This window comes from Acinetobacter sp. ANC 5054 (assembly GCF_002135295.1).
Taxonomy (GTDB): Bacteria; Pseudomonadota; Gammaproteobacteria; order Pseudomonadales; family Moraxellaceae; genus Acinetobacter.
In genome coordinates, this window is the sequence record NZ_NEGG01000018.1 from 38893 (window position 1) to 59497 (window position 20605).

Annotated in this window: 23 protein-coding genes; 8 read left to right on the top strand and 15 right to left on the bottom strand. The window is 41.0% G+C overall.

Annotated elements, in window-relative coordinates; translation table 11 throughout:
• The first annotated feature begins 65 nt into the window (after positions 1-65).
• Both B9T33_RS15395 and B9T33_RS15400 read left to right on the top strand, forming a co-directional pair.
• Positions 66-932, top strand: coding sequence for a 1-aminocyclopropane-1-carboxylate deaminase/D-cysteine desulfhydrase (locus B9T33_RS15395; protein WP_086179769.1), 867 nt, complete (start codon positions 66-68; stop codon positions 930-932).
• 102 nt (positions 933-1034) lie between these two features.
• On the top strand, positions 1035-2234 hold the full coding sequence (locus B9T33_RS15400) for an NAD(P)/FAD-dependent oxidoreductase (protein ID WP_086179770.1): 1200 nt from the start codon (positions 1035-1037) through the stop codon (positions 2232-2234).
• Between the two features lie 55 nt (positions 2235-2289).
• Here B9T33_RS15400 and B9T33_RS16510 read toward each other — a convergent pair whose 3' ends face one another.
• The 4 genes from B9T33_RS16510 to B9T33_RS15415 form a co-directional block, all read right to left on the bottom strand.
• Positions 2290-2436 carry a hypothetical protein gene (locus B9T33_RS16510; protein WP_171263653.1) on the bottom strand — a complete coding sequence of 49 codons (147 nt, stop codon included), beginning with the start codon at positions 2434-2436 and terminating at the stop codon, positions 2290-2292.
• Positions 2437-2576: 140 nt separating this feature from the next.
• Positions 2577-2759: a hypothetical protein gene (locus B9T33_RS15405; protein WP_086179771.1), complete on the bottom strand. Its 183-nt coding sequence runs from the start codon at positions 2757-2759 to the stop codon at positions 2577-2579.
• A 69-nt stretch (positions 2760-2828) separates the two neighbouring features.
• A complete protein-coding gene (locus B9T33_RS15410) occupies positions 2829-4595 on the bottom strand; it encodes a mechanosensitive ion channel (RefSeq protein WP_086179772.1) in 1767 nt (588 codons plus the stop codon).
• A 222-nt stretch (positions 4596-4817) separates the two neighbouring features.
• Positions 4818-5096: a hypothetical protein gene (locus tag B9T33_RS15415; RefSeq protein ID WP_086179773.1), complete on the bottom strand. Its 279-nt coding sequence runs from the start codon at positions 5094-5096 to the stop codon at positions 4818-4820.
• A gap of 337 nt (positions 5097-5433) precedes the next feature.
• Between B9T33_RS15415 and B9T33_RS15420 the strand changes: the two genes are divergently transcribed.
• The 5 genes from B9T33_RS15420 to B9T33_RS15440 all read left to right on the top strand — a co-directional run bounded on the left by B9T33_RS15420 (position 5434) and on the right by B9T33_RS15440 (position 9380).
• Positions 5434-5856, top strand: a complete 423-nt coding sequence (locus B9T33_RS15420; protein WP_086179800.1) for a hypothetical protein — start codon at positions 5434-5436, stop codon at positions 5854-5856.
• Between the two features lie 339 nt (positions 5857-6195).
• Positions 6196-7143 carry a transporter substrate-binding domain-containing protein gene (locus B9T33_RS15425; RefSeq protein WP_086179774.1) on the top strand — a complete coding sequence of 316 codons (948 nt, stop codon included), beginning with the start codon at positions 6196-6198 and terminating at the stop codon, positions 7141-7143.
• Positions 7144-7213: 70 nt separating this feature from the next.
• Positions 7214-7957: an amino acid ABC transporter permease gene (locus B9T33_RS15430; RefSeq protein WP_086179775.1), complete on the top strand. Its 744-nt coding sequence runs from the start codon at positions 7214-7216 to the stop codon at positions 7955-7957.
• On the top strand, positions 7957-8640 hold the full coding sequence (locus B9T33_RS15435; protein ID WP_086179776.1) for an ABC transporter permease subunit: 684 nt from the start codon (positions 7957-7959) through the stop codon (positions 8638-8640). The genes B9T33_RS15430 and B9T33_RS15435 overlap by 1 nt, the downstream gene beginning before the upstream one ends.
• The gene (locus B9T33_RS15440; RefSeq protein WP_086179777.1) at positions 8637-9380 is read left to right on the top strand and encodes an amino acid ABC transporter ATP-binding protein; all 744 of its coding nucleotides are present in this window, start codon (positions 8637-8639) and stop codon (positions 9378-9380) included. The genes B9T33_RS15435 and B9T33_RS15440 overlap by 4 nt, the downstream gene beginning before the upstream one ends.
• A 54-nt stretch (positions 9381-9434) precedes the next feature.
• On the opposite strand, the gene B9T33_RS15445 is transcribed toward B9T33_RS15440, so the two are convergent.
• On the bottom strand, positions 9435-10196 hold the full coding sequence (locus B9T33_RS15445; RefSeq protein WP_086179778.1) for a ferredoxin--NADP reductase: 762 nt from the start codon (positions 10194-10196) through the stop codon (positions 9435-9437).
• A gap of 85 nt (positions 10197-10281) precedes the next feature.
• Here B9T33_RS15445 and gigC point away from each other — a divergent pair, with 85 nt between their 5' ends.
• Entirely contained in the window at positions 10282-11166 is an 885-nt protein-coding gene (gigC, locus tag B9T33_RS15450) for a LysR family transcriptional regulator GigC (RefSeq protein WP_086179779.1), read from the top strand.
• A gap of 35 nt (positions 11167-11201) precedes the next feature.
• Here the strand turns inward: gigC and B9T33_RS15455 are convergent, their stop codons facing one another.
• The 10 genes from B9T33_RS15455 to nuoH all read right to left on the bottom strand — a co-directional run bounded on the left by B9T33_RS15455 (position 11202) and on the right by nuoH (position 20602).
• Positions 11202-11918, bottom strand: a complete 717-nt coding sequence (locus tag B9T33_RS15455; RefSeq protein WP_086179780.1) for a cold shock domain-containing protein — start codon at positions 11916-11918, stop codon at positions 11202-11204.
• Between the two features lie 91 nt (positions 11919-12009).
• Positions 12010-12303, bottom strand: coding sequence for a cold shock domain-containing protein (locus B9T33_RS15460; protein WP_086179781.1), 294 nt, complete (start codon positions 12301-12303; stop codon positions 12010-12012).
• An 84-nt stretch (positions 12304-12387) separates the two neighbouring features.
• Entirely contained in the window at positions 12388-13023 is a 636-nt protein-coding gene (gene upp / locus B9T33_RS15465) for a uracil phosphoribosyltransferase (protein WP_086179782.1), read from the bottom strand.
• A 126-nt stretch (positions 13024-13149) separates the two neighbouring features.
• The gene (gene nuoN, locus B9T33_RS15470) at positions 13150-14694 is read right to left on the bottom strand and encodes an NADH-quinone oxidoreductase subunit NuoN (protein ID WP_086179783.1); all 1545 of its coding nucleotides are present in this window, start codon (positions 14692-14694) and stop codon (positions 13150-13152) included.
• A gap of 3 nt (positions 14695-14697) precedes the next feature.
• Complete coding sequence (gene nuoM, locus B9T33_RS15475) at positions 14698-16311, bottom strand: NADH-quinone oxidoreductase subunit M (RefSeq protein WP_086179784.1); 1614 nt, start codon at positions 16309-16311, stop codon at positions 14698-14700.
• Between the two features lies 1 nt (position 16312).
• Positions 16313-18202, bottom strand: coding sequence for an NADH-quinone oxidoreductase subunit L (nuoL, locus tag B9T33_RS15480; protein WP_086179785.1), 1890 nt, complete (start codon positions 18200-18202; stop codon positions 16313-16315).
• On the bottom strand, positions 18199-18507 hold the full coding sequence (nuoK, locus tag B9T33_RS15485) for an NADH-quinone oxidoreductase subunit NuoK (protein WP_086179786.1): 309 nt from the start codon (positions 18505-18507) through the stop codon (positions 18199-18201). Before nuoK ends, nuoL begins: the two co-directional genes overlap by 4 nt.
• A complete protein-coding gene (gene nuoJ / locus B9T33_RS15490; protein ID WP_171263655.1) occupies positions 18507-19025 on the bottom strand; it encodes an NADH-quinone oxidoreductase subunit J in 519 nt (172 codons plus the stop codon). Before nuoJ ends, nuoK begins: the two co-directional genes overlap by 1 nt.
• Positions 19025-19567: an NADH-quinone oxidoreductase subunit NuoI gene (gene nuoI, locus B9T33_RS15495; protein ID WP_086179788.1), complete on the bottom strand. Its 543-nt coding sequence runs from the start codon at positions 19565-19567 to the stop codon at positions 19025-19027. Before nuoI ends, nuoJ begins: the two co-directional genes overlap by 1 nt.
• A gap of 18 nt (positions 19568-19585) precedes the next feature.
• Positions 19586-20602, bottom strand: coding sequence for an NADH-quinone oxidoreductase subunit NuoH (nuoH, locus tag B9T33_RS15500; protein WP_086179789.1), 1017 nt, complete (start codon positions 20600-20602; stop codon positions 19586-19588).
• Positions 20603-20605 lie beyond the last annotated feature (3 nt).

Genomic DNA, 20605 nt, shown 5'->3' on the forward strand with positions numbered 1-20605 from the left:
AATTGGCGCAGTGCTTCCAACTTTCATATACTCCCATTATAAATTTCGTTTAAATTTTATTTTTCATGTTTGAAACTATTGTGCAAAGCATCCCTGAACAAGTCATACATTATGAAAATGTTACACTCTGCATTAAACGATTAGACTTGGTTCATCCTCAAATTTCTGGGAATAAATTCTTTAAATTAAAATACAACTTGTTGAGCGCACAGCAACAAGGTTTTAAACGTGTCTTGACCTTTGGCGGCGCCTATTCCAATCACATTGCCGCCACGGCTTATGCTGCACATTTATTTGGATTTGAAAGTATCGGCATCATTCGTGGTGAAGAATTACAACATCGCGCACTCAACCCGACCTTAGCAACGGCACAACACTTTGGTATGCAACTGCAATTTATTTCACGAGAACGTTATCGAGAAAAAAACCATCCCTATTTTTTACACCAACTTACTTTAGATTACCCAGACCATTACATCATTCCTGAAGGTGGCACCAATGCCCTTGCTATAAAAGGCTGTACAGAAATATTAACGGAAGATGATCGAGAAAATTTTGACCTTATTTGCTGTGCAGTCGGCACAGGTGGCACCATCACAGGATTGATTGAATCAAGTGCTGTACATCAAACACTTTTAGGTTTTTCAGCATTAAAGGGTGACTTTTTGCATCAGGAAGTTAAGTTACAAACACCTAAACAAAACTGGCAAATCACTGATAGCTTTTGCTTTGGTGGATATGCAAAATCGACACCTGAACTGCTTCAATTTATTAAAAATTTTGAAAGAAAATATGGCATTCCCCTAGAACAGGTTTATACAGGAAAAATGCTGTTTGGTATTTTTAAAATGATCGAGCAAGGACACATACAGCCACAACAACGAATTTTGGTGATTCACACGGGCGGCTTGCAAGGCAAAAAACCATCCTAAATCTGCCTGAGTTTCTGCTAACAGTACATTAAAGCTTTCCCTGAAAAATCACTCAAAAGGATGTATAATCCGCGGTCTTTTCATTCTCCCGCAGGCTTGCTCATGTCCAAAAATCTGTACGATGTTGTAGTAATCGGCGCTGGTGCATCGGGCTTAATGCTGGCCTACAAAGCAGCGCAGCGCGGACGTAAAGTGCTGGTGGTGGAAAAAGCCAATAAAGTCGGCAAAAAAATCCTGATGTCTGGCGGCGGTAAATGCAACTTTACCAACCTGTATGTCGAGCCTGAAAACTTTATCTCGCATAACCCGCATTTTGTGATTTCTGCGCTTTCACGCTATACCAATTGGGACTTCATTGGCATGGTCTGCGAATACGGTATTGAGTATGAAGAGCGCAAACATGGACAGCTGTTTACCCTAAATGGTGCAAAAGAGATTCTGTCTATGCTCTTGGCAGAATGTGACAAAACAGCTTTGGTCGAAATCAAAACCAGCTGTGAAGTAAAAGCCATAAATACCCTCGAAGACCAAGGTTTTCAAGTAGCAACCAATATTGGCTATTTTGAAGCAGAGTCTGTGGTCATTGCATCGGGCGGTTTATCTATTCCTACCTTAGGCGGCTCTGCCATCGGTTACGACATTGCTAAACAGTTTGGTCACCATATTTACCCAACACGTGCTGGACTGGTACCTTTCACCTTCTCGGATGGTTTTAAAGAAGTCACTACCCGCCTAAGCGGCAATGCTGTAGAAGCGACTTTGTCTAATAATTTAAACAGCTTTACTGAAGCACTGCTATTTACTCACCGTGGCCTGAGCGGGCCAAGCTCACTGCAGCTGTCTAACTATTGGGACGTTGGTCAAAGCTTTAAAATTGACTTCCTGCCAAGTGTGGACTTAAACGAATTTTTCAAATCTAAAAAGCAAAGCCAGCCTAAAGTCTTGCTGCGTACATTAATGGCTGAACACTTGCCTAAAAGCGTGGTGCTTGAACTGCAGAACCTGATCTGGGCTGAACAGGCAGATACCGCAATTGGCAACATCAGTGATGAAAAACTGGAAAATATTGCACAGCGCCTGTCTAGCTTTGAGGTAAAACCTTCAGGCACAGAAGGTTACCGCACAGCCGAAGTCACTTTAGGCGGTGTAGACACTACTGAAGTTTCATCTAAAACCATGGAAAGTAAAATGCAGAAAGGCTTATTCTTCGTGGGCGAAATTTTGGATGTCACGGGCCATTTGGGCGGATTTAATTTCCAATGGGCTTGGGCTTCAGCGCATGCCGCGTCCGAGTATGTTTAACGATTACACAATAAAAAAAGGGCTGATAATTCAGCCCTTTTTTTATTGTGTAACATTATTCGAGATAGTCTGTTTTAAATAATGCAACTTGAGCAGTAGAAAGACGTTCAATCGTCATATCCATTTTTTCTACTGCTGCTGTGATATGTGAAGGTTGTGCATTTGCATCTGTTTTAAAGGTCGAAATAAACTGATTCAACATTGAAATTATCCCCATTAGTGTCATTCCTTGGCACGAAGCATAATTGCTGAACATGACAGCAACATGAATCCTAAGCATTTATATTTTAAGTAATATTCCATACATTACTATTTCTAAAAATACCAAGTTTTGGGCAAATTTCAATCATTATTTATAAACTCTTTGGTATAATTTTTTGACGCTGGTACAGATTCTTTTGTGTCTTGCACAGTATCAGTGCGTTTAGGCTTTGCAAAAATAAAACGTCGCGCACTCGCTAAAAAGCCAATGGTAATACCAGCAATAATGACTGGTGCTAAAAATTTATTCGGAGCTTTGGCCATAGAAAAATTTCCTTCTTCACAATCAGAATCGACCACTTAGCGTGGCCGATTTATGGAAAAATAAACAGGTTATTTCGGGTCATCTGGTTTTGGAATTATCGGTGGTGTAGAGGTTGCATCCACATTTTCCTCAGCCTCTCCAGTCGAACCAAATGGGTTGTTTTGTGGTTTATGCTCTGGATCTACATCAAGCTGATCTGGAGTTGCCGTTTCTTTTTCACTCACACCTGGTGCTGCTTGATGGATATTTGGATAACCATCATGAGCATTCACTTCAGTCATCTGGGTTGTAGATGAAGTTGTCGTTGTATTTGAAGCATTAAAAGTAGTTTTCGCTTTCGCTTGTTCTTGAACAGGATTTGGCTCATTCGCTTCACGTTTGGCTTTATCAATCAAATCAGACAGTACGCGCTCTGCTGGATTGCGACCACCTAAACCAAATGCCAAAGCAAAAGCGATTGCGACTGCACCGAGGGTAAGTCCAAATGCTAGATTCACGATGGAGTCTGCAATACCCATAGCACGTAAGCCCATTGCGACAACCAAGCCCATGATTAACACACGAACCAAATTACCTAACCAACGCGAGCTGTTGTATTCTCCGCGTTGAACAATATTCGCCACGATATTGGCAAGCCAGAAACCCACCACCAAAATAACCGCACCAAGCAAGATACTGGCACCGAATTGGATAAACATGGCAATCAAGCCACTAATTTGATCAAAGCCTAAACGGTTTGCAGCTTCAGACACCGCAAATAGCATGGTGAAAAATACAATCAGATACCCGACAACATCAGACACTTTGGTATTGCCCAAGAAGCGTTGAATATCTAATTTTTCAGGTACATTATCTACACCCGTTCCTGAAATTACATCGACCACTAAACGTGCCACAAAGCGTGACACCACATAAGCCAAAATTAGGATTAAGCCCGCAGCAATAATATTCGGGATGGCAAACATAATTTCATGCAGCATCGCTGTTGCCGGTTGCGAAATCGCATCGATACCCAAGGCTTCAAATGCCACAATCAACGCGGTGATAATGATGATCGCGAATACAAAATTACCCAATACTTGTGCAAGGTTTGAGTTTTTAAACATCCCGACTTTTTCAACTTGCTGCTGTAAACTCAGGCTTCGAACCAAACCTTCCACGATTCCACGTACAATTTTTGCCAGAATATAACCTATAAAAACAATCACACCTGCGATGAAAATATTCGGTAGATATGAAACGACTTCCGTCACCATATTTTGAATTGGAAACAACAAACCATTTAAACCGAGTATGGAGAGCACAATCGGGAGGAATAACAGTAGGATTAACCAATAAACGATTTCACTAATATTTTGACTGATGGGACTTACACCCACTTCAGCACTCAGTTTTTCATCTAATTGAGTCTTATTTAATAATTTTTGTGAACCTACTTTGACCAAACTTGCCACGATCCAGCCAATAAAACCAACTGCGACAGCAGCGAGTAGTTGAGGAATAAACAACAAGAATTGCTGAATCATATTGCTAAATGGACCGCTGACACTGGTTAGATTCAGTACATTCAATGCTCCAATGACCGCAATAATCAAAATAATCCAGAACACGACTCTGGAAATGATATTTTCGACATTAGAACGGTGACCAGTTGCACTGGATAGTTTTTGATTGGTGCCGAGCTTTTGTAAAACTTTTTTCACAGCAGCGGCGATAAGTAACGCAATAATCCAACCTATTAAAAGGATAGCAACTGCACTCAAAATAGGGTGAAACTGTTCCCAGTAATACATGGCATCAAAACGGCCACGCGGACCGCCAATATAATCATACATTCGTTCGCCCTCATTGTTATTACATCATCTGTTGTTATTTGCGATTCAGGATTGTTCTATTCATCACAGCATTTGGAGCATTAAAACTTGAGCTTTCTTTTCCACCATAGTTTTTGCTCATTTTTTATTCAACAGAAGTATGCATAACTCCAACAAAAGCTCACAATTGAATGTAAAAAGCCTTGGCATAAACCAAGGCTTTCATATCGATATAGACAAGCTTTAATGCGCTGTCGCAGTCGCTGTATTTGAATCATTCGCAACGGCTTCGTCACCAGCTGTACCCGTAGTCGTGTTATTCGGGGTTGCTGGTTGCGCATTTGGCGCAGGGTGCTCAGGTGGTGCATCGGATGCCGTAGGTTTAATATCTGCAAACATATACAGTAATAGCGCAATAAAGAAGATACCCACTAAAATCAGAATATAAACAGGAATACGTTTTTTCTGTGTTGTTTCTTCTGAAGATGAAAGATGGGGCGGCTTATTAAAATCGTGTGTCATAATCCCCTCACTATATTGTTGTTCGTTGTCGAATTTTTATACTATCAATACCCTGTTGATCATTGTGTGAAGAACAATTACAGAAAGTGAAAAGTTGTAACTTCGAGATCGATCAATAGTCTTAAATTTAGGGTATAAAGATTCTTTATCATTCGGTTTTAAGCATATCCAACAAATTTCAGTAAAGTTAGTCTTCTTTGTGTATTAAAAGCACGAGGCTGATTCTTCAAAAATAACAGGCTGAATATCCATATTTTTATGTAGACTGAATTTGCTAACGTTGTAGGTTCAAATGAGCTATAATCATGCACCTTATTTTTCTTCTGTTATCAAATCTATGGCGTACCATCAACAAGGTGTAACGCTTGATCTTGACACTGACGTCACTCATCAATGTACCCTTCATTACACTCGCGACCAACATCTCATTGGTATTATTGAATTTAATAAACCAAGCTATGTTTTAAAATGGGGCGACTTGGAATATTTCCGTCGACGTACTGAAGAATTTTCAGTGATGCCCTTCCCTGAATGTATCAATGCGATGGTGATTGATATACGTAATATTGTGGCTTTTCTAGATAACGAAGTACCCATTATTCCTTGGCGTTTACTCGAAGAAGAATGTCCGATTCGTTTGGTCGTGCCACAAGATCGTTTAGAACATTATGCAGGCTTTTTTGAACCGACATGGCTGACCTCAGATGTTGAAACTGCTATTCAAGAAATCCGTGAATTTATGGACATGTTTGTGCATTAAGCAGGATACTCAACTAAAGTCGAATACTAAAAACCTCCGAACGGAGGTTTTTTTTATTACTAAATAAAGATCCAATATTTCACCCTAAGAATAATTTTTCATAATATTTTCAAATTCTTAATAATAAATTATGTTCAATGTTTCTGTTTTTATGCACCATTTAATTGGTAACAATTCGGCAATAAATATCGCTTGAGCGTTCCTCAATTTATCACCTAAGATGTAGAAAATGATCTCTTTTTATTGCTGAAACATTTTTAAAAACAAAGTAATAAAATTAAAAGAGCAACATGATCATAAAAAGTGGAAATTATATAAAGGTAAAAAGGAGTTTTAACGATGACGTCAAAGAAACAATTAGCAACTTTATTCTGTGCAAGTGCACTTACACTGGGCATCACTGCATGTAGTGATAATAAAGCGCCGGCGACGGAAAAACCTGCGGGAAGTGAAGCTACTGCTTCTACCTCTGGCACTTTAGACAAGATTAAACAATCAGGTACGATTGTTCTAGGCTATCGTGATTCATCAATTCCATTTTCATATATCGCGGACAATCCAAATCAACCCGTCGGCTATGCACATGATCTTCAATTGAAAGTGGTTGAAGCCGTGAAAAAACAATTGGATATGCCGAATCTAAAAGTTCGTTATAACCTTGTCACCAGCCAGAACCGAATTCCATTAGTATCAAACGGTACAGTCGATTTAGAATGCGGTTCAACCACTAACAATAAAGAGCGTCAACAACAAGTTGATTTCTCTACTGGCTTCTTTGAAGTGGGTTCACGTCTATTAACTGCCAAAGATTCTGGCGTCAAAGATTTTGCTGATTTAAAAGGCAAAAAATTAGTGACCACTGCAGGTACAACATCTGAGCGCTATATTCGTCAGCATGAAAAAGAACTAGGTATTGGCGAAGTAATTTCTGCCAAAGATCATGCTGAATCATTCTTAATGCTGCAAAATGGTCGTGCAGCTGCCTTTATGATGGATGATATTCTGCTTGCGGGTGAAAAATCTAAAGCGAAAGATCCAAATAAATGGGAAATCGTGGGTACTGCGCCTATTCATGAAATCTACGGATGTATGATGCGTAAAGGTGATACTGGATTTAAACAAGTCGTTGATGATGCAATCAAAGCCACTTACAGCTCTGGTGAAATTAACAATATGTATAAAAAATGGTTCCAATCACCAATTCCACCAAAAAATATTAACTTAAACTTCCCAATGTCAGATCAGTTGAAAGCCTTGATCAGCAATCCACATGACCGTGACGAATAATAATCCCTAAACATTCTAAATCAGCTTAAGCCAAAAGGAGTTTGGCTTAGGCTAATTAAAGGGAGTTTCTATGAATTATAGCTGGAATTGGGGTGTGCTCTTCCAATCTACAGGTGTAGGTGATTCGACCTACCTCCATTGGATTTTAATCGGTATAGGCTGGCTGTTTGTCATCGCACTGGTGGCATGGAGCATTGCAATGGTGCTCGGCAGTATTTTGGGGATCATGCGTACACTACCGAGTCCCGTGGCACGAGGTATTGGTACCGCCTATGTGACTATCTTCCGAAATGTACCATTATTGATTCAACTTTTTATTTGGTTCTATGTCGTTCCAAATTTTCTACCTACCCCCATCAAAAGCTGGTGGATGAATGACCTTGGAGCAAATACCACAGCACTCATTTCTGCCAGTGTAGGCTTAGGTTTATTTACCGCAGCACGTGTCTGTGAACAGGTTCGTACAGGCATTGAGGCCCTGCCTTTGGGTCAAACCAATGCAGGTTATGCGATGGGCTTTAGTACATCACAGCTTTACCGCTACGTGATTTTGCCGCAGTCTTTCCGCACGATTTTGCCTCCGTTAAGTTCTGAGTTGACCAACTGTGTCAAAAATACCTCTGTAGCTTCATTAGTGGGTGTCGCAGAAATTATTTCGCAGATGAAAACCATCAGTGAATACACGCAAAATACCATCGAAATTTATACCTACGTCACCATTATTTTCATGGTCATTAATGTATGCCTGATTGGCTTTATGACCTATCTGGAAAAGCGCCTACGTGTTCCAGGCTTAATTGCAGGAGATAAATAATGGATTGGCTCACTTCATTTATTCAAGACTTGCAAGCATCAGGTCCTGCACTCTGGCATGGCTTTAGTATTACGCTCAAAGTCGTGATCTCAGCGACGATTGGTGGTGTATTTATTGGGACCATACTGGCGCTCATGCGTCTATCATCCATTAAAGTATTTAATGTCTTTGCCAAAGCTTATGTGAACTTATTCCGTTCCATTCCTTTGCTACTGGTGCTGATGTGGTTCTATTTCGCAGTACCGTTTATTTATACTGGAATCACAGGAAAGTACCTCACCATTGATACTGCCCTCGTATCCAGTATTGTGGCATTTATGCTCTTTGAAGCGGCTTACTTTTCTGAGATTGTTCGCGCGGGTATTCAATCAATTCCCAAAGGTCAAACCTCTGCTGCTTATGCACTGGGTATGAGCTATAGTCAGGCAATGCGATTAATTATTTTACCGCAGTCATTTCGTAAAATGACCCCTTTGTTATTGCAACAAACCATTATTCTGTTTCAAGACTCCACCATGGTCTATGCCATTGGACTCTTAGACTTTTTCCGCACCAATTACGTCCGCGGCGACTTAATGTCTTTGCTCACCCAATATATTTTGTTCGCAGGCTTGGTGTATTTCACTATCAGCATGATCGCAACCTATGCAGTTAAAAAATTACAACGGAGGTTAAGTGTATGACAGATCAAAAAACGATGATTGACCTCCAAAATGTCAGTAAATGGTATAAAGATTTTCAGGTCCTTACCGATTGCACCACGCAAATTAAGCAAGGCGAAGTGGTCGTTGTTTGCGGACCTTCAGGTTCTGGAAAATCAACGCTTATTAAAACGGTGAATGGATTAGAGCCATTTCAGTCGGGCACCATTTTGGTTGATGGTGTTTCGATTAACGATCCAAAGACCGATCTAAATAAATTGCGTAGTCGTGTCGGTATGGTGTTCCAGCATTTTGAACTGTTTCCTCACTTATCGATTACTGAAAACCTGACGATAGCCCAAGTGAAAGTCTTGGGTCGTTCGGACGCTGAAGCCAAGAAAAAAGGCTTAGCGTATTTGGAACGGGTCGGATTAAGCGCACATGCCAACAAGTTCCCTGCTCAATTGTCAGGTGGTCAACAGCAACGTGTAGCCATTGCGCGCGCACTGAGCATGGACCCGATTGCTATGCTGTTTGATGAACCAACCTCTGCCCTTGACCCTGAAATGATTAATGAGGTACTGGATGTGATGGTTGGTTTAGCAAAAGAAGGCATGACCATGATGTGTGTGACGCATGAAATGGGCTTTGCTCGTCAGGTTGCCGATCGTGTAATTTTTATGGATCAAGGCAAAATTGTCGAAGACTGTAGTAAAGATGATTTCTTTAATGCACCACGCGGCGAACGTGCACAACAATTCTTAAATAAAATCTTGAATTAAAAATATCTAAATAAAAAGCTCATCCAAGGATGAGCTTTTTTAATGCAGTCGGTCTTACCAATAATTTTCTACCGCAATATTTCCTTCACCACGTCGATTCATCGTTAATCCACGTGCTTTGAGTGCGGCTTTAGTATCGTCTACCATTTGCGGATTGCCACAGAGCATGACATGCGTCGTTTCAACATTAAACGCTAAGCCTGCAGCCTTTTCTAATTCACCATTTTCAATTAATACCGGTAAGCGATCATGCAAGGATGCATTCGGGTCACGGGTGATAATTGGAATAAATTTAAAGCCGCTGTGACCTTCACCAAAAGTTTCTGCAATTTCCTGTATACGATCCAGATAAGCCAGTTCAGACTCAGTACGCACGCTATACACTAAATTAATTTTTTCGTATTTTGACCAAGTTTCAAAGTCTTGTAGCATCGATAAAAATGGTGCTAAACCTGTACCTGTACCGAGCAACCACAAATCTTTTGGCAGTGGCAACTGATAACGCGCCAGCGTTAAAAAGCCATATGGGACTTTTTCTAAATACAGCTCATCACCCACTTGTAGGTGTTGTAAGTTCGAAGTAAATGCACCATCAGGTACGACAATCGAAAAGAACTCTAAAGTCTCATCAAAGGGCGATGACACCACCGAATAGGCGCGTACCACCAATTCATCACCAACTTTCAAACCTATTCGTGCAAACTGACCTGCAGTAAATTTAAAATGTGCGGGCCGCGTCATGGTAAAACTGAACAAAGTATTGGTCCAACGGTGTACAGATAAAACCTTTTCTAAGCTAAATTTTTCAATTGACATGATTTGAACGTGGCGTGAAAGACTGTGCTCATGTTAGCATGACAGCATAATTTATTAATATTTTTTAAATGTTAAGGCCTGATTCATGCGCATGACTTTACGCCAGTTGGCTGTTTTTGTAGCAGTCGCTCAAGAAGGTACCGTTACCAAAGCCAGTGATGCTGTCAAACTTACCCAAAGTGCGGCAAGTATGGCGTTGGCTGACCTCGAAGATGGTCTCGGTGCTCCATTATTTGATCGACTTGGTAAACGCTTGCAATTGAATGACTTAGGTCGTTTCCTTTTGCCTCAAGCTTTGGAAATTTTAGGGCGCTGTGAAGCTTTTGAACAAGCAGCTAAGGGTGAATTACAAAGTATTGATCTACGTTTGGGTGCGACCCTGACCATTAGCGATTACTTAATGCCTGATTTGATGGCAGATTTCCTACAAATTCAGCCGCAAGCACATTTACAGCTTCAAGTGGGTAATACTCGCCAAATGATTGAAGCGGTAAATCAATTCCAGTTGGACTTGGCATTAATTGAAGGTTCATGTCACCTGCCGCAACTCCAGTGCATTCATTGGCGTGATGATGAGTTAGCGGTATGCTGCTCACCTGAGCATCCATTAGCACAATTAGATCGTGCATTAAGCTCTGAAGACTTTAAAGATGTCGAATGGATCTTACGTGAAGAAGGCTCTGGTACGCGTGAAGTCTTTGACAATGCGATTTTAAAAGATCTCCCAGATGCCAACATTCGTTTAACCCTTGGGCATAACGAAGCGATTTTAAAAATTGTCGCGGGTGGTCTTGGCATGTCTTGTATTTCTAAACTTGCGATTGAACCTTTACGTGAAAAAGGTCAGCTGGTTGTGTTAAATACCCCATTCTGGCAGTTGGCACGTCCATTGTTCATGTTGGTGCATCGTCAGAAGTATCAAGGTCCCGGTTTAAAAGCCTTTATGCAATTTTGTGAAAAATCTGTATAAATAAAAAAAGCGCCAATTGGCGCTTTTTTGTTGAATTAATGTCGACCAAATTGTTGTTCACATGGAATTCCGTCACGATCTCCATCCATTTTTGTATCGGGACAATTTCGAAGGAAAAAAACAGCTTCATCATAGGAACGCATTTGAGTGCAGTGCTGACGACCATCACACTTAAACTGTGAAATAACTTGTTTCTGCACAGGTTCTCTCATATCCGTATTATTCAATGTATTTGTAGCTGAATCACCATACAAATTTTTTCTGCCTTGTTCAGAGAGCCCTTCACTCTGGAAGTCTCCCAAGGCTTTGCGTTGTCCTTTTACAATATTTTCATTTTTCTGCATTAATTCCTGCAATCGCTGTTTCTTTTGTTCCTGATATTGTTGATATTTTTCATATAGCATAAATGACAATATAACTATAACGATTAGTCCAATGATCGTGAATATTTTACTGCTATTACCTGTAAGATTTGTTTTATTAAGCTGTGACTTACTTACTGTTATTGGATTATTTTTAGATTGATTTGGTAACATTACATTCTGTTTTAAATCTAAACGCACGATATTATCGGCTTTGAACTTACCATTTTCTTCCACGATAAGATATTTTACATTCTCTCCAACCTTGGGTTCGATATGTCGACTTGGTACATCGGTAATATGAAAGAAAATATCTTTTTCTTGATCTCGTTGAATAAAACCAAAGCCACGCTCTGTGTTATAACTTTTGATTTTCCCCTCATGGAACATAAAAATATCTCTAATAATTTCTTTTAATTTGCAGATTGTTATAAAAAAGAGATCTAAATGACCTCTTCTTTATTACTTAATTATTGAAAATTTACTTACGTAAGTTTGAAAGCAATGCAGACGTAATAGACTGATTATTTGAAACAACTTTCGATTTTTTAGCTTTTGCTGATTTATCTTCTTCACGTTCAATATTAATGGCTTTATAACGATCACCATTTTCAACCACATTAAATTTAACGCGATCATTACGCTTTGGCTCTACACCATCTGCTGGAAAGTCAGAGATATGGAAAAATACATCACCTTCTTCACATGAAAGAAAGCCGAAGCCCTTTTCAGGATTGTACTGCTTAACTTTGCCTTTATATTGTTCGAACTTCATAAAGTATCCTATTCCATTTATGCCAATGTCATTAGTATATAAAAAAGAGGCTATAAAAGCCTCTTTTCTGATTCAACTCAAAAATTAATCTTTTTGAACTGAACCGAAAATTTTATCGCCAGCATCACCAAGACCTGGAACAATATAACCATTTTCGTTTAAACCTTGGTCTACAGATGCAGTATAGATTGTCACGTCTGGGTGAGCATCGTTGACGCGTTTAATACCGACTGGTGCTGCAACAAGAACCATAACACGAATATCTTTACAGCCACTTGCCTTCAACACATCAATTGCAGCAACCAAAGATGAACCTGTTGCAAGCATTGGGTCGATGATCATTGCAAGACGATTTTGTACGTCTGGTACTAGTTTTTTATAGTAAGTACGTGCTTCTAACGTTTCTTCATCACGTTCAAGACCTAGTACAGATACTTTTGCACTTGGAATCAAGTTTAAGAAACCGTCTAACATACCAATACCCGCACGTAGAATCGGCACAACCGTTATTTTTTTACCCGCAATACGGTCTACAGTCACTTTACCATTCCAGCCATCAATTTCATGATCGACCATTGGTAAATCTTTAGTTGCTTCATAAGTCAAAAGCATAGTCACTTCTTGAGCAAGCTCACGGAAGTTTTTAGTACTAATGTCTGCACGACGAAGTAATCCGAGTTTATGTCGGATTAACGGATGACGGATTTCATGGATAGCCACGGGAGAACACCTAAAAGGTTAAGATAAAATTTCATCTATTATAAAGCTATTTAACAAATGATAAAAATAAAAAAGCCCCCATTACAGGAGGCTTTTTTGTAATAACTAAATTAATTGTTTAATTGATTAGTTAAAACCACTTTGGATCAAGCTCATGATGAACTGTTGTAGCTCAGGTGAAATTGCAAAGTAACCGATTTGAGAAACGGCAATAATTGGGTCTGGATATACACCAATTAACAATACTAATGCAGCTGCGCCAAGTACCATGATACCACCCACTTTTTGACCCCAATGATCGACAGCATCGATACGTGGGTTTTCTGGCGGAGTCATGTACATCACAACCATCACACGTAGGTAGTAGTACAAACCAATACCCGAACCTAGAATCACCATTGCTGCTAAGAACCATGAACCACCAGCTACTGCTGTTTTGATGACAAGGAACTTACCAATGAAGCCCGCAGTTAATGGAATACCTGCTAAAGACAACATCATTACAGTTAAAGTTGCAGTCAAAACTGGACGACGCCAGAATAAACCACGGTACTCTGCAAGGCTACCAGCTTCGTCTTTGTTGTTGTACGGACTAGACATCAGTGTCACAACACCGAACGCACCGATTGTTGTTAATACATAAGTAATAACATAAACGTTTACGCTGCTAAATGTTGCAAAGCCCTGTACTTGAACAAAGTCTGTATTACGTGCGCTGATAATCGCCACAAGTAAGTAACCGAAGTGAGCAATTGAAGAGTATGCAAGGATACGTTTCAAGTTCACTTGACGCACTGCTAACAAGTTACCCGCAAGGATAGACAAGACTGCAATGATGGTCACAATTGTGATGAAGCTGTCTGAAAGGATCAAACCAGAAGCCAAGAAGTAACGAACAAATAGACCGATCATTGCCACTTTAGCGACAGTTGCAAGGAATGTTGCAACTGGTGCTGGTGCGCCTGCATATACGTCTGGTGTCCATTTATGGAATGGAGCAAGAGACAATTTGAATGCAACAGCAAATACAATCAGTGCAAGACCAAGCACAACACCTGGTTGACTGAACGATGTGAACATTTTGCCTGGTTCAGCAACGAATGCCATTGTACCTGTGTACGCGTATACGTAAGCCATACCCATCAACAACATCGCAGATGCAGTTGCTGAAAGCACCAAGTATTTCACGCCGGCTTCAAGTGATTGAGAACGTTGATGTGTATACGCCAATAGGCCGTATACTGGAATCGACATTAACTCAAGGCTGATGAAGAATGATGCATAGTGTGAACTAGCCACCATCAACAACGCGCCTGTTACTGAACACAGCATCAAGATGTAAAGTTCTTCGCGGTTATCTTTATATGATTCGATATACGCATGAGACAAAGTACAGCACGCTAGCGCTGCAATTAAAATCACAAACTGATACAGCATCGTAAACGGATCTACGATGAATAAGTTCATTACGTTTGCAGGAGCATAGTGCCCTGCAACGAATACAAAAATAATATAAAAGGCTGCAAGGTTCAGACCGATAACGGAAGTCGTTGCAACTAAATTGTGGTTACGCTTGATTGCAATTAGCAACATCACGACGATCGCAGTTAAAGCCACGATCATCACAGGAGCTAATGGCATAAGCTCAGAAAATGACATTGTGAAGTCCATGGCTTATTGCATCTCCACATTTTCAGGTTGTACAGCAATTTGCTGCACAACATCAACGACTTCTTGAACTGGAATATAACTGTTCGCAATCCACGCCATGCTTGAGTTTGAAATATCAAGGAAGCTTTGTGGGTATAGACCAAGCCATACTAGACCAAGAGCACAGATTAAAAGAATCACAACTTCACGCGCATTTAAGTCTTTCAACGGATTTGCATAATGTTGTTTTTGTTCTTCATTTGGCGTACCAAACAATGCTTTGTGGATCAGGATTAAACCGTAAAGACCGGCAAATACTAAGCTTACTGCAGCAAGAATTGTGTACACAGGGAACTTGTCATAAGAACCCATCAAGATGAGGAATTCACCGATGAAGTTACCTAGACCTGGGATACCCACAAGTGCAGCAACAAAGAACATTAAGAAGAATGAAAGGTATTGGAACTGACCACGGATACCGCCCATTAGACGCATATCACGTGTATGCAAACGTTCGTAAACTTGACCACACATAATGAACAGCGCAGCAGAAGAAATACCGTGTGCAAGCATCATAATCATCAAGCCTTGGAAAGTCAGGATATTACCTGCATACAAAGCAAGAAGTACAAAGCCCATGTGCGAAATAGATGTGTAGGCAAGCAGACGTTTCATGTCTGTTTGTTGGAATGCACACCATGCACCGTAGAAAATACCAATTAAACCAAGAATGATTGCAATGTCAGCAAACTGAGCAGATGCAACTGGGAAGAATGGAATTACGAAACGTAACAGACCATAAGCCGCAGTTTTAATCAAGATACCTGCAAGGTCAACAGAACCCGCTGTCGGTGCTTGAGCATGCGCATCAGGTAACCAACCATGTAATGGGAAAACTGGAAGTTTTACCGCAAAACCAATGAACATACAGATCATGAATGCATAAGCAATCGCTGGAGCTTGCGCTTCAACAGTATGAGCAACATTCATAAGAACATTATAGTTAAAGCTGATTTCGCCGTTGATTTGGTAACCAATAACCACTAAACCCAAGATACCGATCAACATGATCAGACCAGCAACTTGTGTATAGATGAAGAATTTAGTTGCAGCATAAACACGCGATTTACCCTCTGCCCCTTTATGACCCCAAAGTGCGATCAAGAAGTAGATAGGTACTAGCATCATCTCCCAGAAGAAGAAGAATAAAAATAAGTCAATCGCAAGGAATACACCGATTACACCACCCAAAGACCATAAAAGGTTTAAGTGGAAGAAACCAACGTTCTTTTGAATCTCACCCCATGAACAGCCTACTGCAAGTACACCAAGTAATGCAGTCAAACCAACCATAAGAAGTGATAAGCCATCCACAGCCAAATGAATGTGAATACCTAAAGTAGTAATCCACGGTAGGTCAAACTGTGCAGCCCACTGTGGTGTTTGAGTACCTAACTCATAGTTATAGGTACCGGTTTGCCATAAAACGACAGTCATTACCAACGTTAAAAGCATACCGATTAACGCGATATAGCGTGGTAAGTGCTTGTCGAGTTTATCGACAAGCCAACATACGAAACCTGCAATGAACGGTATAAGGACCAGAGCGGGTAGAATTAAATTGTTTGGAGTTTCCATTTTATTTCCCCACGACCTGAATCACGACCAGGATCAACAGTAAAGCAAACGTACCGAATGCCATACTTGATGCGTATTCACGCAATGAACCTGTTTGACGCGAACTTGTAAAGCTATTACCGCCTTTAACAAGTGCTGGTAATACAAGCCATAAGCCGTCAATTGGATCACGACCAATGATTTTAGCCAGTAGCAAATAAGGCTTAACAAATACGATGTTGTACAACGCATCAAAGCCCAATGCATTACGGCAGATATTTGCAAGGCCTGCACCCAATGAAGTTTTCGCAAACGATTTCACTGCGCTGTAGGCAAAAGCAAATAACACGACACCAACAGCCAAACCTGCAAGCGCGATACCCACTGCTGTATATTCAGCACTATGCATACCGTGTTCAAGTGCTTCAGGAACATTAAACGCTGGAATTTGTGCAGCATTTAAAATATTCGTTACTGGTGCTTTTAATACATAAGCTAAACCAGTTGAAAGCACAGCAAGAATCGCCAATGGACCCCAGTAAGTAACGCCTTTGATTTCGTGGTAAGGCGTGTTTTCTTTACCAAAGAATACAACCCAGATAAGACGGAATGTATAAATAGACGTTAAGAATGCACCGACTACACCAGTCCAGTATAAGCAATCATAAACTGCAATCGCTTGGCCTTTCACCCATACAGCACCCAAGATCGCATCTTTTGAGAAGAAGCCGATTGTGATGAATGGAATCGCTGCCAATGCACCGCCACCAATAGCAAAACAAGCAAACAAGAATTTGTTTTTGTGGAATAGACCACCCATCTTGAAAATGTTTTGTTCATGATGGAATGCAAGAATCACCGCACCAGAAGACAAGAATAATAATGCCTTGAAGAATGCGTGAGTCAGCATGTGGAATAGACCCGCTTGGTAAGCTTCAGCACCTACAGCCATAAACATATAACCCAACTGACTCATAGTAGAGTAAGCAAGAATACGTTTGATGTCTGTTTGAACCAATGCTGCAAAACCAGCAACCAGTAATGTCACCGCACCTGTGATTGAAATGAACATCATCACTTCTGGCGCTTGTTCAAACACGCTGAACATACGGCTACATAGGTAAACACCTGCTGTTACCATTGTTGCTGCGTGGATCAATGCAGATACTGGTGTGGGACCAGCCATCGCATCTGCCAACCATGTTTGTAATGGGATCTGTGCAGATTTACCTGCAGCACCCAAGAACAACATCAGTGCAGTCCAAATTGCAATAGAAGAACTCTGAGCCAAAACTGTTGGCGCAGTAGCTACAACTTCTGCAATGTTTAAAGTACCGAACTGTTGGTAGATTAAGAACAAAGCGATCAGTAAGAATACGTCACCTACACGAGTTACAGTGAATGCTTTAATTGCAGCAAAACCGTTTGCAGGTGTTTGGTAGTAGTAACCAATCAATAGGTATGAACATAGACCTACACCTTCCCAACCGAGGAATAACAACGCTAAGTTGTCACCCAACACTAGAAGTAGCATGCTTGCTACGAATAGGTTGAAGTATGAGAAGAAACGCGCAAAGTCTTCTTCGCCGCGCATATACCACGTTGCAAAGATGTGAATCAAGAAGCCTACACCTGTGACCATTCCCATCATTAATAATGATAAGCCGTCAAGGTGAAGCGTAAAGCCCGGTGCTAAATCACCTGCACTGAACCAAGTCCAAAGATGCTGAGTTGTCGCAACTGAACCTTTGTTCACAAAGTCAATACCTGCAATTAATGCAAATAATGCTGAAAGGCCGACTGAACCTGCACCAATAATGGCTGCAACTGATTCAGGAAGGTTCTTACGACCTGCCGCTAAAAGGATGAAACCGATCAGCGGGAATAGTACTGTTAAATATAAATAACTCATCCGCGCATCTCACTAGCAGCATCCACATCCAGGTGATGGAAGCGATGATAGAACTGAAGGACGATCGCAAGACCGATACAAGCCTCTGCTGCAGCAAGCGTTAAGATCAAGATAAACATCACTTGACCGTCTGGCTGTGCCCATGCACTCCCCGCCATGACAAACGCAAGAGCAGCAGCGTTCATCATGATTTCAAGGCTCATTAAAATAAATAGTAAGTTGCGTCGAACCATCACACCGTAAAAACCCAGTGCAAAAAGGATAGTTGCAACGATCAAACCATGTTCTAAAGGGATGTTGCCCATTATTGTTTGTCCTCTTCTGCACCCGGCTCACGTTTACCTAGATGGAATGCAGCGACAAGTGCGCCAATCAATAACATCGCAGCAACTTCAACCAGTAATAAATACTGTGTAAAGAGTGTAGTACCTACTTGTTTCGGACCTACAACTTCAGTACCCATAAGAGCACCTGTTGTTGTGTAGTCAGATTTCAGCATCCATACAAGGATTAAACCCATGAGGAAGCTCATCAACGCAGGATAAGCCCACGCAGATGAAGTCAACCACTTGCTTTCTTGCTCAACAGTATTTTGACCAAGATTCAGCATCATCACGACGAATACGAACAGCACCATAATTGCGCCAGCGTAAACGATAATTTCAAGTGCACCAGCGAATGGCGCACCCACGATCATGAAGATACCTGCAACAGCAAGTAAAGAAATAATCAAGCTTAATAAAGCGTGTACTGGGTTCGTGTTGGTCACAACACGAACTGTAGAAACAATGGCCACGAGTGCCATCAAATAAAATGGCCACATCATGGTAATAGACTCCGTACATCAACTGGCGCGCTTTCGCGTTGCGCTTGACCTTTATCTTTACCAGCAACTGCCATACCGGTTACACGGTAGAAGTTGTAGTCTGGATATTTACCTGGACCTGAAATAAGTAAGTTTTCTTTCTCATATACCAAGTCTTGACGCACATACTCACCTAACTCAAAGTCAGGTGTTAATTGAATTGCAGTCGTAGGACATGCTTCTTCACACATACCGCAGAAAATGCAGCGTGAGAAGTTGATACGGAAAAATTCCGGATACCAACGACCATCTTCATGTTCAGCTTTTTGTAGTGAGATACAACCTACAGGACATGCAACCGCACAAAGGTTACATGCAACACAACGCTCTTCGCCATCAGGGTCACGCGTCAACACAATACGACCACGGAAACGTGGTGGTACGATGTCTTCAGCAGGTACTTCTGGATATAAAATGGTGTCACGTTTACGTGTCACGTGTGAGAAAACCATCCACAGTGAACGTACAATTGACCCAAATCCAGCTAGAAATTTAAACATTTTATTCTCCCTGCTGTCTTAGGCCTGATTCATCAGAATCACAGCACCAGTTACCAGAAGGTTAACCAACGCCAATGGCAAGCAAATTTTCCAACCAAAGTTCATCACTTGGTCATAACGTGGACGCATTAAAGAACCACGAGCCAAGACAAACATCATTACAAAGAATGCTGTTTTAATAATGAACCAGAATGCTGCTGGAACGAATGGAATTTCTAAGTTGAAAGGCGCTAACCAACCACCGAAGAATAAAGTCACGATAAGTGCAGAGATCAGTACCACGTTTACGTATTCCGCAACGAAGAACATACCCCATTTCATACCGCCGTATTCGACATGGTAACCTTCCGCCAATTCTTGTTCTGCTTCTGGTTGGTCAAATGGATGACGGTGAGTTACCGCAACACCCGCAACCACGAAGATTAAGAAACCTAAGAATTGTGGAATAACAAACCAGCAATCTTTTTGTGCTTCAACGATTTCACGCATGTTGAATGAGCCTGCAATTGCAACCACACCCATCAACGAGATACCCAAGAACACTTCATAAGAAATAGTTTGAGCTGCAGAACGTAGACCACCCAAAAGTGCGTATTTGTTATTTGATGACCAACCACCAAATAACACGGCATACACTGCAATACCTGCCATTGCCATAAAGAACAATAGACCGATACTCATGTCTGAAACACCTAAATAAGGCGAAACAGGAATAACCATGAATGAAAGTACCGCAGTACCCATTGCAACCGCTGGCGCTAAACGGAAAGTTAGCTTGTCAGCAAATTTTGGTGTCCAGTCTTCTTTGAACATGATTTTCAGCATGTCGGCAACGATCTGGAACATACCACCCGGACCTACACGGTTCGGACCGTAACGGTCTTGCCACAAGCCGAGTAAACGACGTTCAATAAAAGACATCAACGCAGCGATCAAAACTACAACCAGCAAGATCACGATTGCTTGAAGAACTGAATAGGCAATTGGCCAGTTTTCAGCCCACAGCGGCGTTTGACGGATTAATTCTTGTTCCATGAA

What these genes read in the sequence shown, in the direction of transcription:
- nuoJ (WP_171263655.1), bottom strand. Translation starts at nt 19,025, where the DNA reads ATGTGGCCATTTTATTTGATGGCACTCGTGGCCATTGTTTCTACAGTT.
- B9T33_RS15415 (WP_086179773.1), bottom strand. Translation starts at nt 5,096, where the DNA reads ATGACACACGATTTTAATAAGCCGCCCCATCTTTCATCTTCAGAAGAA.
- B9T33_RS15435 (WP_086179776.1), top strand. Translation starts at nt 7,957, where the DNA reads ATGGATTGGCTCACTTCATTTATTCAAGACTTGCAAGCATCAGGTCCT.
- nuoI (WP_086179788.1), bottom strand. Translation starts at nt 19,567, where the DNA reads ATGTTTAAATTTCTAGCTGGATTTGGGTCAATTGTACGTTCACTGTGG.
- B9T33_RS15445 (WP_086179778.1), bottom strand. Translation starts at nt 10,196, where the DNA reads ATGTCAATTGAAAAATTTAGCTTAGAAAAGGTTTTATCTGTACACCGT.
- B9T33_RS15440 (WP_086179777.1), top strand. Translation starts at nt 8,637, where the DNA reads ATGACAGATCAAAAAACGATGATTGACCTCCAAAATGTCAGTAAATGG.
- nuoK (WP_086179786.1), bottom strand. Translation starts at nt 18,507, where the DNA reads ATGGGCAACATCCCTTTAGAACATGGTTTGATCGTTGCAACTATCCTT.
- B9T33_RS16510 (WP_171263653.1), bottom strand. Translation starts at nt 2,436, where the DNA reads ATGTTGAATCAGTTTATTTCGACCTTTAAAACAGATGCAAATGCACAA.
- B9T33_RS15425 (WP_086179774.1), top strand. Translation starts at nt 6,196, where the DNA reads ATGACGTCAAAGAAACAATTAGCAACTTTATTCTGTGCAAGTGCACTT.
- B9T33_RS15410 (WP_086179772.1), bottom strand. Translation starts at nt 4,595, where the DNA reads ATGTATGATTATATTGGCGGTCCGCGTGGCCGTTTTGATGCCATGTAT.
- B9T33_RS15420 (WP_086179800.1), top strand. Translation starts at nt 5,434, where the DNA reads ATGGCGTACCATCAACAAGGTGTAACGCTTGATCTTGACACTGACGTC.
- B9T33_RS15455 (WP_086179780.1), bottom strand. Translation starts at nt 11,918, where the DNA reads ATGTTCCATGAGGGGAAAATCAAAAGTTATAACACAGAGCGTGGCTTT.
- B9T33_RS15430 (WP_086179775.1), top strand. Translation starts at nt 7,214, where the DNA reads ATGAATTATAGCTGGAATTGGGGTGTGCTCTTCCAATCTACAGGTGTA.
- nuoL (WP_086179785.1), bottom strand. Translation starts at nt 18,202, where the DNA reads ATGAGTTATTTATATTTAACAGTACTATTCCCGCTGATCGGTTTCATC.
- nuoH (WP_086179789.1), bottom strand. Translation starts at nt 20,602, where the DNA reads ATGGAACAAGAATTAATCCGTCAAACGCCGCTGTGGGCTGAAAACTGG.
- nuoM (WP_086179784.1), bottom strand. Translation starts at nt 16,311, where the DNA reads ATGGAAACTCCAAACAATTTAATTCTACCCGCTCTGGTCCTTATACCG.
- B9T33_RS15395 (WP_086179769.1), top strand. Translation starts at nt 66, where the DNA reads ATGTTTGAAACTATTGTGCAAAGCATCCCTGAACAAGTCATACATTAT.
- gigC (WP_086179779.1), top strand. Translation starts at nt 10,282, where the DNA reads ATGCGCATGACTTTACGCCAGTTGGCTGTTTTTGTAGCAGTCGCTCAA.
- B9T33_RS15405 (WP_086179771.1), bottom strand. Translation starts at nt 2,759, where the DNA reads ATGGCCAAAGCTCCGAATAAATTTTTAGCACCAGTCATTATTGCTGGT.
- B9T33_RS15460 (WP_086179781.1), bottom strand. Translation starts at nt 12,303, where the DNA reads ATGAAGTTCGAACAATATAAAGGCAAAGTTAAGCAGTACAATCCTGAA.
- nuoN (WP_086179783.1), bottom strand. Translation starts at nt 14,694, where the DNA reads ATGGACTTCACAATGTCATTTTCTGAGCTTATGCCATTAGCTCCTGTG.
- B9T33_RS15400 (WP_086179770.1), top strand. Translation starts at nt 1,035, where the DNA reads ATGTCCAAAAATCTGTACGATGTTGTAGTAATCGGCGCTGGTGCATCG.